The organism is Eikenella sp. HMSC061C02 (assembly GCF_001809035.1).
Taxonomy (GTDB): Bacteria; Pseudomonadota; Gammaproteobacteria; order Burkholderiales; family Neisseriaceae; genus Eikenella; species Eikenella corrodens.
In genome coordinates this window covers 57,209-73,723 of record NZ_KV795535.1, presented here as the reverse complement: position 1 = coordinate 73,723, position 16,515 = coordinate 57,209, and the positions used below count along the sequence as shown (strand labels likewise).

Sequence of the window (16,515 nt, the reverse complement as noted above, 5' to 3'; positions counted from 1 at the left end):
TCTGTCTGCCGTACCGGAAAAGGGGTGGGCGGCTAGGCTGTGGCAGGATTCCTGTTTCGTATTATTAGTACGACGATTGTTTATCCAATGTAATCCTGCCGGCATCCGCCCATAAAACTTGTAAATATTGGTTTTAACTTCATTGAAGCTGTACTTTCAGACGACCTTTCGCTTTCAATCATGCAGCGGATACATGCCTGCCGCACATAGGCTTTGCGGTCGTCTGAAAGACGCAGTACAAGCATGCTTCCATAGATGAACAGAAACTCTGCCTCTTTGCCCTGCGCCGTTCCTAGAATCTCGACTTGGCGGAAGGTGTGGCCGTCTGAAAGTGCGATGTCGTAACGGCAGCCTTCCTTTATCAAACTGCATTCCGCTTCGGGAAAAGCCTGTTTCCGCCAAGCTTGCTCGCGTTTACGGCTGCGGCTGTTTTGGAAGGACAGATAAATCATGGTCGAAAAAACGATGACGCTGATGATTTGCCAAGTGTTCATATCTATTCCTTAAAGTCGGCTCAGTTTCAGGTAGCTTTTTTTCGGAAAAGGATGTTCCATCCATCTTTCCAAATATTCTTTTTCTCCGATATTCAGATAAATATCTTCTAAAATCAGACGGATGTTTTCGGCCAATTCATACCGGGCTACTTTGCCGTGCCATAAGGTTTGTTGTGGACTGCAATTGAAATTAAAACTGAAAAAAAAGTCGTCCGAATAAATCAGCCTCACTTCGGCTTCGTTGCTTCGTTCGGCAGCAGATACCAGTAAGGCGAGTTCACCGGGTTCGTCTAAAAACAGGACTTTTGCCTCAGTAATGCTGCCGCCGCTTTGCAGGGCGAGTGCTAAATCACATAAATCTTTCAGCGAATCATGCAGATAGGAAACGGCTTGCTGATGGCTTTCTTCGCCATATTTCACGGTAACGCTTGCCCAGCCTGCATCGTGCAGTTGATAAGCGATATGGAATGGTTCGGTCATGGCTATGTCTCCTTCAGGCCGTCTGAAAATATTTAAAGGGGCGGCACGGCAAACAACGAGTTTTTTGGAAACGCCTCATCGCTCTAACCGACTGAGCTACCCGCCGAAAGCGGGGCAGGACTTGAACCTGCGACCAATGTAGTTTCCAAGGCATTTGTTTTTCCATGCCGCGAAAAAAGGTGGGCGGCTAGATTGGCAGGATTTCGCCGTTTCCGGCGGCGGGAATCGAACCCGCTGTTTCCAGACAATATAATCCTGCCGGCATCCGCCCGTAGGGGGCACTTCGGCAACTAGAAGTGGAGAAATTGTTACGCGCTCTATCCTCTGAGCTACTCTGCCATCGTTGGCGGCAGAGGCGGGATTCGAACCCGCGACCTCGAGCTTAGTAGGCTGTAATTCCTCCGGCATTTGCTAGGGTGCTTGGTGGCTATATTGCAATAGCTGTGCCAAATATGAGGAAAATGGCAAAAATTATTTTTAATTGATTGAAAATAAAGAAAAAATATTTTCAGGTAGCCTTTTGCTATGGAAGGAGTAGAATGCTAAAAAATATCTAAAAAGATAGAAAAATAGAAAATTGAATAGTAGAAAAAACGTCGCCATCAGCTTTCTCGGCACGGTATTGGACAGCGGTTTCGGTCAAGGGCGTTGGCAGAAGTGGCGGCCGAACATCGCCATGAATCAGCGCCAGGATTTTCATATTGACCGCATGGAGCTGTTTTATGCGGAGAAATACCGCGATCTGGCGGATCATGTAAAAGCCGATATTCAAGACGTATCGCCGCACACCGCCGTCAATCTCGTGCCGATGGAGCTGGAAAACCCGTGGGATTTTTCCGAGGTTTATACCAAGCTGCACGACTGGGCAGCAGGCTATGCGTTTGATACTGAAGAAGAAATCTATCTCACCCACATCACCACGGGTACGCACGTCGCGCAAATCTGTCTGTTTTTATTGGTGGAATCGCGCCAAATCCCCGGTGTGCTGTTGCAGACTGCGCCGCCGAAAAACCAAAAACGCAGCATGGCGGCCGGCGATGTCGGCCGCTATGAAATCATCGATTTGGATTTGGCGCGTTACGATGTGCTGGCCGAACGTCTCGCTGCCGTGCGCGATGATGCGGTGCGCTACCTGAAAAGCGGCATCTCCACCCAAAACGCCGCCTTCAACCGCATGATTGCCGAAATCGAACAAGTCGCGCTGCATTCCCCGTCGCCGATATTGCTCTCCGGCCCTACCGGCGCGGGCAAATCGATGCTGGCACGCAGAATTTTCGAATTGAAAAAAGCGCGCCATCTGATTAAAGGCGAGTTTGTTGATGTGAACTGCGCCACTTTGCGTGGCGACGGTGCGGCTTCCGCCTTGTTCGGCCACAAAAAAGGCGCGTTTACCGGCGCGGCGGAAAAGCGCGAAGGCTACCTGAAAACAGCCGACGGCGGCGTGCTGTTTTTGGACGAAATCGGCGAATTGGGCTTGGACGAACAGGCCATGTTGCTCAAAGCCATTGAAGAAAAACATTTTTATCCCGTCGGTAGCGACAAGGAAGTGCAAAGCAGCTTCCAGCTTATTGCCGGCACCAACCGCGACCTGCGGCGGGAAATCCGCGCCGGACGCTTCCGCGAAGACCTGTTCGCCCGCATCAATATTTGGAATTACCCGCTGCCCGCGCTCGCCGACCGCCGCGAAGACATCGAACCGAACATCGAACACCAGCTCGCGCTCGCCTCGCAGGAGCTCGGCCGCGCCACCCGTTTCAATAAAGAAGCCCTGTCCGCCTACCTTGCCTTCGCCCATTCAAGCGAAGCCCGATGGCGCGGCAATTTCCGCGACCTTGCCGCCAGCATCATGCGCCTGGCCACGCTTGCCCCGCAGGGCAGGATACAGACCGAATCGGTTGAAGCCGAAATAGGCCGTCTGAAATGGCTGTGGGCGGACGAAACGGATGCGGACGATGCGGAAAACCCTTTTGCAAACCGGTTTTCAGACGGCCTCCCCGCCAAAATCGATGCCGAAACCCTCGACCTGTTCGACCGCGTCCAACTGCAACACGTCATCGCCGAATGCCGCCGGCACCCCAATATGGCTGCCGCTGGCCGCGCCTTGTTTAACGTTTCGCGGCTGGAACGCGCCACCGCCAACGATAGCGACCGCCTGCGCAAATATCTGCAACGCTTCGGGCTGACTTGGGCGGATGTGTCGGGGTAAGTCGGCGGTGTCGGCTAGCAAGCGAAAAAGGCTACCTGAAAATTCTGCGGATGCAGTTTCAGGTAGCCTTTTTGTGTTGGCCGTTTCACGGCAATGCCTAAACCGTTTGCATGGTATGGGTGGAGCGGGTTGGGCATGGCTGCTCGGCGCAGGTTGGCGGGAGCAGCCGAAAATTAATACTGAGATTTTCAGGTAGCCCCAAGTGCTTACAGCAAGCCGGCCAGTTTGGGGTTGTTTTCCTTCGGCACCGGGCGCGGGTTGCCTTGGGCATCGATGGCCACATAAGTGAACATGGCTTCGGTTACCAGCTCGCGGGTTTCGGTAACGTGGTCGTTCATCAGGGTTTTCACCCACACTTCGAGTTTCAGTTGCAGCGAGGTGTTGCCCACGCGCACACAACGGCCGTAGCAGCACACCACGTTGCCGACTTTCACCGGCCGGATAAAGTTCATTTCTTGCGCACACACGGTGGCAATTCGGCCTTGGGCGATTTCGGCAGCCAAGATCCCGCCGCCCAAATCCATCTGCGACATAATCCAGCCGCCGAAGATGTCTTGGTTGGGGTTGGTGTCGCTGGGCATGGCTACGGTGCGCAGCAGGAGCTCGCCTTGCGGCTGGGTGTGTGTGGGCGTGTTGCGGTGTGGCATGGTCTAATCCTTGAGTGGGATGGGGAGGCGTATTTTACGCTGTTTTCGGTGGGCAGGAAGCGGGGCGATGCGGATGATGAAGCTGAGGAGGCTCTATAGCGTGGTTGATATTTTCAGGTAGCCTAAATAGCTTGAGGCTACCTGAAAATATTGGCTGAATGGAACGGAGTGAAAACAAGTTACCGGCTTAGACTCAGCTGCGGGTGGAGTATTCGTGTACGGCATCCACCAGCGCCTTTACGTTTTCCGGGTCGGTGTGCTGGCTGATGCCGTGGCCGAGGTTGAAGACATGGCCGCTGCCTTCGCCGTAGCTGTGCAAAATACGGCGCACTTCGGCGCGGACGGATTCGGGCGTGCCGAACAGGGCGGCGGGGTCGAAGTTGCCCTGTAGCGCCACTTGGCCGCCCACGCGCTGCCGTGCCTGGCCGAGGTTTACCGTCCAATCCAAGCCGAGCGCGTCGGCGCCGCTTTCGGCCATCAGTTCGAGCCATTGGCCGCCGCCTTTGGTAAACAGGATAATGGGCACGCGGCGGCCTTCGTGTTCGCGGGTAAGGCCGCTGATGATTTGGCGCATATAGGCCAGGCTGAATTCGGGGAAAGCGGCGTCGGAAAGCAGGCCGCCCCAGGTGTCGAAAATCTGCACGGCTTGGGCACCGGCGGCGATTTGTTCGTTCAGATAGGCGGTTACGGCTTGGGCGGTGATGTTGAGGATGTGGTGCAGCAGCTCGGGGCGGCGGTAGAGCAGGGTTTTGATTTGGCGGAATTCCTTGCTGCCGCCGCCTTCCACCATATAACAGGCGAGGGTGAAGGGGCTGCCGGCAAAGCCGATCAGCGGCACGCGGCCGTTCAGCGCGCGGCGGATGGAGGAAACGGCGTCGAATACATAGCGCAGTTTGGCCATATCGGGCACTTGCAGTGCGGCAATGTCGGCTTCGTTTTGCAGTGGGCGGGCAAACTTGGGGCCTTCGCCTTCGGCAAAATAGAGGCCCAAGCCCATGGCATCGGGCACGGTGAGGATGTCGGAGAAGAGGATGGCGGCGTCAAGGCCGAAGCGGTCGATGGGCTGGAGGGTTACTTCGGTGGCCAGCTCAGTGTTTTTGCATAAATCCAAAAAGCCGCCGGCACGGGCACGTACGGCGCGGTATTCGGGCAGATAACGCCCGGCTTGGCGCATGAGCCATACCGGGGTGTGGGAAACAGGCTGTTTGGCGAGGGCGCGCAGGAAGGTGTCGTTTTGCAGGGTGGTCATGGTAGGGTTTGTGTGGTGTGGATGAAAGGCGAATCATAGCACAGGCAGGGCGGGGAATTGGGGCTACCTGAAAGTGTGGTTCCAATGAATTGAAACATCGTGCCGCATAGTTTCTATGCAGCTAAAACTTTCAGGTAGCCTCTTGTTAAAACTGCTTTTCCAATTCCACAAACACTTGCCGGCTTTTGCGTTCTGCCCACACATGGCTGCTGCGGGTGTGTTGCCAGGAGAAATTCAGCTTCGGGGTGAGGCCGAGGATGGTCCAGTTTCTGTGCCACAGCGAAGCGGAGTATTGGATTTCGTGGTCGCGGCGTTGTTCGTGCGGGAAGCCTTGTGGCGTGATGTTTAGCGCGGTGCCGCGGAAACGCCGTTCGGCGAAGGATACGTTGAGCCGGGTGGAGAGGCCGCCCAGTGCGTCCCAATCATGAATCCAACCGGCGCCGATGCCGTGGCGGCGGTAGGCGGCATTGTTCGGCTTGCCGCTCAGGGTGGATTGTTCCGGCAGCATCTGGTTGAAATTCAGCCCGGCATACAGCGTGTTGCGCGCTGTGGCACGCCAGGCTAGGGAAATACTTTCGCCCAAATACCAGCCGTTATACATTTCTGCTTTGGTATCCATCCGATAGTGTTGGCGGTAGGCATCCAGTGCGGTGTGCAGCTGCCAACGCGGGGTGAGCAGGCGGCTGTATTCCGTGCGTAGCCCGGGGGCATGCGTCCACATGTGCATTTTCAGCGTGTGGTTGTTTTGCGGTTTGCGGCCATCCCAGTTGTCGGTACCGCTGAGCTGGAATTGGTAAAACGGCATCACTAACAGCCGCTGCCGCGCATCCTGCCAGAGCCAGCCCGCACCCAAACGGCCGTAGGCGCTGTCGTAGGCCGATTTGTTGCTCCAATAATAATTGGTGCCGCTCACATCCAGTTGCACGTGCAAGTTATGATGCCCGACCAGCGGCTGGTTTTTCGCCACACCCAGGCTGTAAGCCACGCCCACAGCATCTTCTGCGCGTTCGCGGCTGCAACCGAACGGGCTGCAATGCGGCGGCGGTACGTTGTTCACATTGTTATCAAACGAGGGCGAAAGCCCGCCGCTCCACTGCCATTGCTGCTGTTTGGCAATATGGTTCAGATAATGCTGCACATTATTCTGCACTTCCGCCGGCACCTCCGGCTCGCTCCGCACAGTTTCAAACAGCTGTGCCGATTCGCGCCATTGCTTATCTTCTGCCAGCATTGCCGCTAAATCCAGGCGGATGCGCACATCCTGCGGCTCTTCTGCCGCCAATTCCCGATAAATTTGCACTGCGCGCGCATAGTCGCCCGCATATCTAGCCTGCATGCCTTGCGCACGCCGCAGCAATACCATGTCTGGTTGCGGCGTTTGCGCATACAGTGAAGTCAAATCCGCCAACAATTCCGACTGCGGCGGGCCGTTTAACACCTGCAACAGCATCCGCGCCAATAATTGCGGCCGTGCCAGCAAATCCTGCTGTGTAAGCACCGGCGCGGCCTGCTGCCCATCTTTGGCTGCAGGCGTTTGCTCATTGTTTTCCAACTGCCGCAGCCACTGCTGCTGCCCCGTTTGCAAAAAACGCTTCTGATCCTGTTCCGGTGTTGTATTGCCCCAACTGTGTTGCGCTGTACACAACGTAAAAATAATCAGAAGCGCACTCGTTTTCATCTGCATATGATAAATAATTGTTTGAAAATAATGAAATATAATAGATAAGGTTTCGTTAAGTTTAGATATTTCGTGCAAATAAAGCGGTTTTCTTATTTATAAAAATGAGATATATTACCATTCTTTTTAACGAAGGCAGGATTTAAGTAAGCATGAAACACCTGATTTTATCTTTGTCTGTGGCTGCTGCGTTGGCAGGATGTGCCGGCAGTGGCGGGGTAACCATTCCAGACGGTACCGCTCCCGTACCGCCGCTGACTCCGGCCGACTCCAGCAAAATCCTTGGCCCGGCCAGCACAGGCGAAACGCCCACCACCTTCCAAACCGGTAACGGGCAGCTGCGTTATGTGTCGTGGTATGTGGAGTATTGGGGTAGTCCGTCGTCTGAAAACAAATTCATCTATCAGGCGCCAAACGGTAAAAGTTATGCCTTTGATGGGTTCACTAATCCGCCAAGATTCTCCAGCCGTTTTACGCCCGATAAAAACCAACCCACCAAGATGGAGCCGCAAACCTCAAGCGATGGTAACAAGCTGCTGGTGTGCTGTGAAAACGGTGATGCTAATTTCCCCGCAGGCTACCTGCAGTCTCTGCGTTATGGCGCATGGATTGGTGCCGACGGGCAAACCGATCTATTCGCGGGCGGCATATTGGCCAACACGGCGGACATGCAGAAGCGCAATGGCGCCACCGCACCCACCGGCAAAGCTACCTACGAAGTTTGGGCCTTCCGCGTGAAAGACGGTTCGGTTGTGGCCTCTTCCTATAACACTGATACCAACCCTGCCAAACGGGTTAATTCTTTGCTAACCGTTAATTTCAACACCGGAAAAGTGGGCGGCACGATTAAAGGCAATGCCGATTTTGGTGCGGACATCGATTTCAACGATGTTACTGTAAACGGTAATACCTTCAGCGGCACGGCCTCTTCCGGCGGGGTGAGCGGCCAAGTGAATGGTGGCTTCTACGGTAAGAGCGGCTGGTACGACCCGGCCGGTACGGAAATCGGCGGCAAGGTTACTTTCAACGGCAACCGCAGCCTCGACAGCGTATTTGGCGGTTCAGCCACCGATACTCGACGTGACCCCAATAGCACCGCCACAGATTTAACTCCCGTTAATCCCTAATCCTATTTTCAGGTAGCCTTTATTTCATTTTCAATTCGCTAACAGAATCATGAAAACACATATCCATCAACACCGGCCAAGCATTTTGTTCTTGGCTCTGTGCAGCATCTTCTCTGCTCCGATTTGGGCAGCGGGCGAAACGGACGATGCCGGTTCCGCCCAATTGGAAACCATCGAAATCCAAGGTCGCAGGCATGCGCCGCGCCAGCTTGGCCGCGAACGCATCCGCCGCGAGCAGCTGGATAAAGAAATGGTGCAGGACATCCGCGATATGGTGCGCTACGATCCAGGGATCAGTGTGGCCGAAGGCGGCCGTGCCGGCTCCAATGGTTTCAGTATCCGCGGCGTGGATAAAGATCGCGTAGCCATCGTAGTGGACGGCCTCGACCAAGGTGAAAGCCGCTCTTCTTCTGCTTTCCAAGAACTGTTTGGGGCATATGGCAACTTCAACACCAACCGCAACGCTGCCGAATTGGAGCACATGAGCGAGGTAACCATCAGCAAAGGCGCTGATTCTATCACCGCCGGCAGCGGCGCATTGGGCGGCGCAGTGATTTACCGCACCAAATCGCCGCGCGATTATGTGGATGAAGATAAGCCATACCATGTCGGCATGAAAACCGGCTACCTGAGCCGCTCCGAACAATGGTTGGCCAGCATTACCGCTGCCGGTCGGCTAGGCGGGTTTGATGCCTTGGTGGTGGGCACTGTGCGTAACGGGCACGAAACCAAAAACCATAAAGAAGGCCAAAACGTCAATCTGCGCTTCAATAACAACTACCAATTTGGTAATACAACATATAGCGGCGTGGCACGCGGCACCCCCGACCCGCAAAACACTGAAGATCATGCCGACCTGTTCCGCCTCGGCTATCACTTCAACGACAGCAACTATCTGAGCGGTATTTACGAAACCTCCAGACAGGATCGGGAAACGGATGAGTTCTCTAATCTGTTTGGTGCTTATGACAGCACCAGCTACCGCTACCGCCAAGACGTGGCCTACCGCCGCCGCGTTGGCTTGGAATACGAAAACCTGCTGGAATGGGGGCCGTGGAACAAGCTGACAGTGAGCCTCGACAGACAGAAAATCCGCATGACCACCCTGACTTGGGATATTCCCAAGCAAGATTACATTCAACGAATGGGGCGGAATGCCGAAAACTATTTCATCCGCCGCAGCCTGAATTACGATACCGACCAATTCAAAGTGGCTGCCGAAAAACATTTCGATTTCGGCAAAAGCCTGACGTGGGATATGGCCTACGGCGTGGGCGGATCGCGCAAGCGCAACACTAATAGCAATACCAGTTATTGGACATACGTTTTCTATCCCGACCGCCTGGCTTCCGACCGTGATGAAAAAGAATTCTTGGTCAGCACTCAATCCAATAACACGAATCTTTATTGGAACAACACCCTGCGCTTCAGCGACCGCTTTAAGCTGAACCTCGGCGTGCGTTACGACCGCACCAAAATGCACACCCTGGATACGGAAAGTTTTAATCCCGACGTGAAAGGCCAGCTTGAAGCCAAAGGCCTGTGGAACCAACAGGCACGCTTCAGTTCGCCCAGCTATGTGGCCGCATTGGATTGGAACATCAGCCCGTCGGTCACCCTGCAAGGCAAGTACAGCACCGGCTTCCGCGCGCCGACCACCGATGAAATGTGGTTCTATTTCCCCAACACCCTGTTTTATGTCGAACCCAATCCGAACCTGAAGGCCGAACGTTCCAAAAACGTTGAGCTGGGCATCGATGTGCACGGCAATTGGGGACATGTACGCCTTTCCGGCTACCGCACCCGCTACACCGATTTCATTGATTTCGTGAACCGCGGCTACAAAGAGGTGAGGACCTGGGACTACACCACCAGAACTTTGAGCAACCGCGAATACGCCGACGTTTACCAAAACGTGAACCGTTCTCAAGCCGAAATCAAAGGCTTGGAACTGAAAGCACGCTGGAATCTCGATAGCATCGGCTTGCCCGCCGGCATGTACACTACCTTGGCCGCGAACTACACCAAAGGCGAAGCCGACGGCAATATTCCGATTAACGCCATCCAGCCGTTTAACGGCGTGATCGGTATCGGTTACCAGCAGCCGGATAACCGTTGGGGCGTGGATTTGAACGTTAGCTATTTTGCGCGCAAAAAACCGGAAGACACTGTCGCCTCCTACGACAATACGGGCAGGGTTTTCCCTTATGCACGCCACAGCAGCAATATCTGGTTGGTAGATTTAACCGCCCGCTACCAGTTTAGGAAACATGTAACGATTAGCGCGGGCATTTACAACCTGTTCAACCGTCATTACTACACTTGGGAAACCCTGCGCAGCATTCGCGAATTCGGCACAGTAAACCGTGTGGATAACTGTACCGACCGAAGCGGCGTTGCCCACCATGATGGCTGCGCCCATGCCGGCCTTGAGCGTTTCAGCGCACCCGGCCGCAATTTCGGCCTTATTATCGAAGCCAAGTTTTAAACCTTGGCAGTAAGGAAACTGTTTCAACTACGTTGAAGCTTATGTTTCAGGTAGCCTCTGCATTTCTTTGGAGGCTACCTGAAATTGATGTTAGCAACACACCTAAACAAGGAAAACAAACCATGCAAGATATCCCGTTCAATCAATATCTGAAAGAAAACTGCCGCACCACCCACGACAGCGTGGACGAGCTGGTGATGTCGGTTAAACCTTTTGACAACACCGAAAACTACATCCGCTTCCTACAGCTGCAAGCCGTGTTCCACAAAATTGTGGACGACATCTACAAAAACCCGCAGCTCAACGAAAAAATCACCGGCCTGGCCGAGCTTGCCCGCTACGATGACGTCATCCTCGACCTGCAAGATCTGAACGCTGCCGAAAAAGCCGTTTCCCTGCCTATTCCCAAACCGGAAGGCGCAGAAGCATTGGGCTGGCTCTATTGCGCCGAAGGCTCCAACGTGGGTGCCGCCTTCTTGTTTAAAGATGCGCAAAACAACCTTGGCTACAACGCCGAACACGGTGCCCGCCACCTCGGCCCGCACGCCGACGGCCGGGGCAAACACTGGCGCCGTTTTGCCGAGCAGCTGAACAATCTGGACATTTCCGATAGCGAACGCAAACAAGCCCTGCAAGGCGCACTCACCGCTTTTGCCTTCTACAAAAAACTGCTGCGCGAAATCTTCGAATTGCCCGAAGCCGCGTAAGGCTTGATAGCCGTTTTCGGCACAACAAAAGGCTACCTGAAAGTTTCAGGTAGCCTTTTGTTGTGTTCCCCCTTATGCGGAAGCCTGCAAAATCTTGCCGATGATTTCGCTGCTGTCTTTGGAGAGGGCGGGGTTTGCGGCGAGTTTTTGCAGCTCGGCGCGCATCAGGCTGCGGCGCTGTGGTTCGAGCTGGGCGCAGATGTTGAAGGCTTGGGCGAGGCGGGCGGCGATTTGGGGGTTGAAGCGGTCGATGCGCCAGATTTGCCCGGCGAGGAAGGCGTAGCCGCTGCCGTCTGCGGCGTGGAAGTGCGGCACGTTGCGGCTGAAGCTGCCGAGCAGGGCGCGGGCTTTGTTGGGGTTTTCCAGGCTGAAGGCGGGGTGTTCGAGCGTGGCGGCCACTTGCGCGGGGGTATCGGCGCGGTGGCTGGCGGCAACCAGGCTGAAGTATTTGCACATCACGAGGTCGTCGCTGTGGAATTTGGCGGCGAATTGTTCGAGCAGGCGGTTGCGCTCGGGGCGCTCGTTGTGGTTGATGGCGCTGAGGATGCCCCATTCGTGGGTCATATTGTGTGCCATTTGGCTGTAGTTGGCGGCCACTTGTTCGATGTGCCCGGGGCGGGCGCGCAGGATGAAGGCGCGGCAGGCGTTGCGCAGGGCGCGCCAACCGGCTTGCTGCGGGTGGTATTCGTAGGGCTCGGCGAGGCTGGATTGTTCTTCTTCCATGTGGCGGGCTTCGGTATTGAGTGCGGCGAATTGGTCGGCGAAGTGTGCGGCAATCAAATCGAGCAGGGCTTCGCGGGCACGGTGGACGATGAGCGGATCGATGTTTTGGCGGCCGGCCCAGAGTTCGGCTTCGTTGGGAATGGCGAGCAGGGCGGCTTGGAAGGCGGCGCTGATGTCGGCACGCAAAACGTAGTCGATGGCTTGCAGCAGGGCGTGGTGCTCGGGCAGGGGGCTACCTGAAAACAGGGCGGCTTCGTTGGCGGCGATGGCGCGGCGGTAGAGTGTTTGCGCGGCTTCCCAGCGGGCGAAGGGGTCGCTGTCGCAGGCGAGCAGCACGGAGAGTTCGTGCTCGCTGTAGGCGTAGTGCAGGTTTACTGGGGCGGAGAAACCGCGCAGCAGGGAGGGGACGACTTGCCGATAGTCGCCTTCAAATTGCAGGGCAACGCTTTCTTCGGCCTGGCGCAAGGTGAGCACGGCTTCGGTTTGCTCCTGTACGCTTTCAGGTAGCCTGAAGGGGATGGGCTGGCCGAAGGTGTCTTCGTCGGCGCTGAACAGGGCGATTTTGAGCGGAATCATCATCGGCTGTTTGACGGCCATATCGGGAGTGGGCGGTATGCTTTGGTGGATGTTCAGCACAAAGCGGTTGTCGGCTTGCAGGCTACCTGAAACCTCCAGTACCGGCGTGCCGGCCTGGCTGTACCACAGGGCGAATTGCTCGAAATCGAAGCCGTTGGCATCGGCCATGGCGGCGCGGAAGTCGTCGCAGGTAACGGCTTGGCCGTCGTGGCGCTGGAAATAAAGCTTCATGCCTTTTTGGAAGCCCTCTTCGCCGAGGAAGGTGTGATACATGCGCACCACTTCGGCACCTTTTTCATACACGGTGAGGGTGTAGAAATTGTTCATTTCCACATAGCTGGCGGGGCGCACGGGATGGGCGGTGGGGCCGGCATCTTCGGGGAATTGGTGGGCGCGCAGGAAGGATACGTTTTCAATCCGGCGGACTTCGCGGCTGGCGTGGTCGGCGGAGAATTCTTGGTCGCGGAATACGGTGAGGCCTTCTTTGAGCGAGAGCTGAAACCAGTCGCGGCAGGTAACGCGGTTGCCGGTCCAGTTGTGGAAGTATTCGTGGGCGATGACGCCTTCCACGCGCTCGAAATCGGCATCGGTGGCGGTGTGGCTGTCGGCCAGCACGCAGGCGGTGTTGAAAATGTTCAGGCCTTTGTTTTCCATCGCGCCCATGTTGAAGTCGCCCACGGCCACCACCATGAAAATATCCAAATCGTATTCGAGGCCGAAACGGGTTTCGTCCCAACGCATGGCGTGTTTGAGCGATTCGATGCCGAAGCGCACTTTACCGGCATCTTCGGCACGGGTGAAGAATTCGAGCGCCACTTGGCGGCCGCTTCGGGTGGTGAAGCTGTCGCGGGTGCACACCAAATCGCCGGCCACGAGGGCAAACAGGTAGCTGGGTTTGGCGAAGGGGTCGTGCCATTCGGCCCAGTGGCGGTTGTCGGGCAGCGTGCCGTGGCCGGTGCGGTTGCCGTTGGAAAGCAGCACGGGGAAGCGGGTGCGGTCGGCGCTGATGCGGGTGGTGTAGATGCCCATCACGTCGGGGCGGTCGGGGTGGTAGGTGATTTTGCGGAAGCCTTCCGGTTCGCATTGGGTGTAGAGGTTGCCGCCGCTCGCGTAGAGCCCCATCAGGGATTTGTTGTGGTGCGGATAAAGGCGGGTGGCTACGCTTAGCTTGAAGGGCCGGGCGGGAACATTCGGGATGGATAGGGTGTTGTTTTCTAAAGTGTAGGCGCTTTCAGGTAGCCTTTGGCCGTTGAGCTCGAGGGAAACCAGCTCGGCCGAGCCTTGCAGCACCAATGTGCCGCCGGCATCGGGCTGAGGTTGGATGGAAAGTTCGGCGGTAACGGCGGTATGGTCGTCATACACATCGAAATTCAGGCGGATGTGCGGCACCAGATATTCGGGGGCGCGGTAGTCTTTGAGGTAGTGTGCGGTTTGCTGGGGCATGGCGGGCGGCCTTATGGAGGAATGGAAAGCGGGTATTTTAGCGCAAAACGGGGCCGGGTTTTAGCTTCACAGAAACTCAGCTCCGGCTGCGCCGAAACATCGTTTTAGCTTCGCAGAAACTCAGCTTCGGCTACGCCGAAACATCGTTTTCAGGTAGCCTGATGCGGCGAAGATCTCGGGCTGCTGAAAGAGGAGGAAACAATATAAAGGCTACCTGAAAGTCAGCCATGACTGTTTTCAGGTAGCCTTTAATGCTGTTTCAGGGCAAGTTAAATCAATCTAAATTGCCCAATACGATGCGCAGGATACGGCGGATCGGTTCAGCCGCGCCCCAGAGCAGTTGGTCGCCCACGGTGAATGCGCTGATGTATTCGCCGCCCATGGCGAGCTTGCGGATGCGGCCTACGGGCACGGTGAGTGTGCCGGTAACGGCGGCGGGAGTGAGCTCGTGCATACTGGCTTCTTTGGTGTTGGGCACGACTTTCACCCAATCGTTGGCGCTGGCGAGCAGGCTCTCGATTTCGGAGACGGGCAGATCCTGTTTCAGCTTCAGGGTGATGGCCTGGCTGTGGCAGCGCATGGCGCCGATGCGTACGCACAGGCCTTCCACGATGGTGGGGCGGCTACCGCCGAGGATTTTGTTGGTTTCAACGTCGCCTTTCCATTCTTCTTTGGATTGGCCGTTGCCCAAGTCTACGTCGATCCACGGAATCAGACTGCCGGCCAGCGGCACGCCGAAGTTGGCTTTGGGGTAGTCGGGCGAGCGCAGGAAGTCGGATACTTTGCGGTCGATATCGAGGATGGCGCTGGCGGGGTCGGCCAGTTCGGCGGCCACTTTGCTGTGGATGGCACCCATGCCGCTGATGAGTTCGCGCATATTTTTTGCGCCCGCGCCGGAGGCGGCTTGGTAGGTCATGCTGGAAGCCCATTCCACCAGGCCGTTTTGGAACAAACCACCCAGGGCCATCAGCATCAGGGAAACGGTGCAGTTGCCGCCGATGTAGTTTTTCACGCCGTTTTTCAGGGCGGCATCGATTACGTTGCGGTTTACCGGGTCGAGTACGATTACGGCATCGTCATTCATGCGCAGGGCGGAGGCGGCATCGATCCAGTAGCCGTTCCAGCCGGATTCGCGCAGTTGGGGATACACGGATTTGGTGTAGTCGCCGCCTTGGCAGGTAACGATGATGTCCATTTTGGCCAGTTCGGCGGGATTGTTGGCATCAAGCAGGGTTTTGGCGGCCTGGCCGAAATCGGGAGCATTGCCGCCTACGTTGGAGGTGGTGAAGAAATAGGCTTCTGGGATGTGGGCGAAATCGTTTTCTTCGCGCATACGCTGCATCAAAACCGAGCCGACCATACCGCGCCAGCCGACAAATCCTACTTTTTGCATAACTGCTCCTTGATTGGTAAAGAAGTGTGAATGAAATGAGACCGCCTTTTTAACCTTGCGGCACGGAAAAGTAAAGGGGGGAACGGCAGAATTATGTTTTCAGGTAGCCCCTTAGGATTTGGCGGCTGTAGTTTGGCGGATAAACCCGCTATAATGCGCTTTGTTATTTTGTGTCTGCCCGGGCTGTTTGGCGCGGGGTTTTTTGGAATTCATGAAAGGTGTAAACATGAGCTTGAAGATTGCCATCAATGGCTATGGCCGCATCGGCCGCCAGGTGGTGCGCGCGATTTACGAATACGGCCTGCGCGACCAATTTGAAGTCGTCGCCATCAATACTGGCAGCGATTTGCCAATCAACGCCCATCTTACCAAATTCGACACCGTGCATGGCCGCTTTGCCGCCGAGGTGTCGCACGATGAAACCCATCTGATTGTGAATGGCGACAAAATCCGCTTCCTGTCTCAGCGCGATCCGTCCCAGCTGCCGTGGAAAGAATTGGGCGTGGACTTGGTGATGGAATGCACCGGCAAATTCACCAGCAAAGAGAAAAGCTCGGCACACCTTCAGGCTGGCGCGAAAAAAGTGCTGATTTCCGCACCCGGCGGCGATGATGTGGATGCTACCGTTGTATACGGTGTGAACCACCAAGTGCTCACCCCTGAGATGACTGTTGTGTCCAACGCTTCCTGCACCACCAACTGTCTGGCACCTGTAGCCAAAGTGCTGGCTGAGGGCGTGGGCATCGCTAAAGGCCTGATGACCACCATCCACGCCTTTACGAATGACCAAGTGCTGACCGATGTGGGCCACAAAGACCTGCGCCGTGCCCGCAGCGCGGTGGAAAACATGATTCCTACCAAAACCGGTGCTGCCAAAGCGGTAGGTTTGGTGTTGCCTGAGCTCAAAGGCAAGCTGGATGGCTTCGCCGTGCGCGTGCCCACCATCAACGTTTCTCTGGTGGATTTAACTTTTGAAGCCGGCCGCGATACCAGCGTGGAAGAAATCAACACATTGCTAAAAGTCGCCAGCGAAGGCTATCTGAAAGGCGTGCTGGGCTACAACATCATGCCGCTGGTGTCTTCCGATTTCAACCACACCACCCAGGCTTCCGTGTTCGACAGCACGCTGACCAAGGTTTCCAACGGCAATATGGTGAAAGTATTGTCTTGGTATGACAACGAATGGGGCTTCTCCTGCCAGATGCTGAACACCGCCCGCGCGATGTTCGGGATGCCGGTGCGCCCGTTTGAATAAGGCTGCTGCGTGATAGAAAAGGCTACCTGAAAAGTTTCAGGTAGCCTTT

Annotated in this window: 12 protein-coding genes; 5 read left to right on the top strand and 7 right to left on the bottom strand. The window is 55.7% G+C overall.

The window, feature by feature from the left end:
• Positions 1 to 80: 80 nt before the first annotated feature.
• Together HMPREF2541_RS02720 and HMPREF2541_RS02715 are read right to left on the bottom strand one after the other, a co-directional pair.
• On the bottom strand, positions 81 to 494 hold the full coding sequence (locus HMPREF2541_RS02720) for a hypothetical protein (protein ID WP_070541612.1): 414 nt from the start codon (positions 492 to 494) through the stop codon (positions 81 to 83).
• A gap of 9 nt (positions 495 to 503) precedes the next feature.
• Positions 504 to 974, bottom strand: coding sequence for a hypothetical protein (locus HMPREF2541_RS02715; protein ID WP_064086115.1), 471 nt, complete (start codon positions 972 to 974; stop codon positions 504 to 506).
• 577 nt (positions 975 to 1,551) lie between these two features.
• On the opposite strand from HMPREF2541_RS02715, the gene rtcR reads away from it, so the two are divergent.
• Positions 1,552 to 3,180, top strand: coding sequence for an RNA repair transcriptional activator RtcR (rtcR, locus tag HMPREF2541_RS02710; RefSeq protein ID WP_064086114.1), 1,629 nt, complete (start codon positions 1,552 to 1,554; stop codon positions 3,178 to 3,180).
• 206 nt (positions 3,181 to 3,386) lie between these two features.
• Here rtcR and yciA read toward each other — a convergent pair whose 3' ends face one another.
• The 3 genes from yciA to HMPREF2541_RS02695 all read right to left on the bottom strand — a co-directional run bounded on the left by yciA (position 3,387) and on the right by HMPREF2541_RS02695 (position 6,754).
• Positions 3,387 to 3,827: an acyl-CoA thioester hydrolase YciA gene (gene yciA, locus HMPREF2541_RS02705; protein WP_003821733.1), complete on the bottom strand. Its 441-nt coding sequence runs from the start codon at positions 3,825 to 3,827 to the stop codon at positions 3,387 to 3,389.
• 193 nt (positions 3,828 to 4,020) lie between these two features.
• Positions 4,021 to 5,076, bottom strand: a complete 1,056-nt coding sequence (gene hemE, locus HMPREF2541_RS02700; protein ID WP_064086113.1) for a uroporphyrinogen decarboxylase — start codon at positions 5,074 to 5,076, stop codon at positions 4,021 to 4,023.
• Between the two features lie 145 nt (positions 5,077 to 5,221).
• The gene (locus HMPREF2541_RS02695) at positions 5,222 to 6,754 is read right to left on the bottom strand and encodes a porin family protein (RefSeq protein WP_246824968.1); all 1,533 of its coding nucleotides are present in this window, start codon (positions 6,752 to 6,754) and stop codon (positions 5,222 to 5,224) included.
• A 152-nt stretch (positions 6,755 to 6,906) separates the two neighbouring features.
• On the opposite strand from HMPREF2541_RS02695, the gene HMPREF2541_RS02690 reads away from it, so the two are divergent.
• From HMPREF2541_RS02690 to HMPREF2541_RS02680, 3 genes are all read left to right on the top strand, one after another.
• Entirely contained in the window at positions 6,907 to 7,881 is a 975-nt protein-coding gene (locus tag HMPREF2541_RS02690; RefSeq protein ID WP_070541606.1) for a transferrin-binding protein-like solute binding protein, read from the top strand.
• A gap of 49 nt (positions 7,882 to 7,930) precedes the next feature.
• Complete coding sequence (locus HMPREF2541_RS02685) at positions 7,931 to 10,369, top strand: TonB-dependent hemoglobin/transferrin/lactoferrin family receptor (protein WP_064086110.1); 2,439 nt, start codon at positions 7,931 to 7,933, stop codon at positions 10,367 to 10,369.
• Positions 10,370 to 10,491: 122 nt separating this feature from the next.
• Positions 10,492 to 11,076 carry a biliverdin-producing heme oxygenase gene (locus HMPREF2541_RS02680; protein WP_023886397.1) on the top strand — a complete coding sequence of 195 codons (585 nt, stop codon included), beginning with the start codon at positions 10,492 to 10,494 and terminating at the stop codon, positions 11,074 to 11,076.
• Positions 11,077 to 11,148: 72 nt separating this feature from the next.
• Here HMPREF2541_RS02680 and pepN read toward each other — a convergent pair whose 3' ends face one another.
• Positions 11,149 to 13,818 carry an aminopeptidase N gene (pepN, locus tag HMPREF2541_RS02675; protein WP_064086109.1) on the bottom strand — a complete coding sequence of 890 codons (2,670 nt, stop codon included), beginning with the start codon at positions 13,816 to 13,818 and terminating at the stop codon, positions 11,149 to 11,151.
• 274 nt (positions 13,819 to 14,092) lie between these two features.
• Entirely contained in the window at positions 14,093 to 15,211 is a 1,119-nt protein-coding gene (asd, locus tag HMPREF2541_RS02670; protein ID WP_064086108.1) for an aspartate-semialdehyde dehydrogenase, read from the bottom strand.
• 226 nt (positions 15,212 to 15,437) lie between these two features.
• On the opposite strand from asd, the gene gap reads away from it, so the two are divergent.
• Entirely contained in the window at positions 15,438 to 16,466 is a 1,029-nt protein-coding gene (gene gap, locus HMPREF2541_RS02665) for a type I glyceraldehyde-3-phosphate dehydrogenase (protein ID WP_049259100.1), read from the top strand.
• The last annotated feature ends 49 nt before the right edge of the window (positions 16,467 to 16,515 follow it).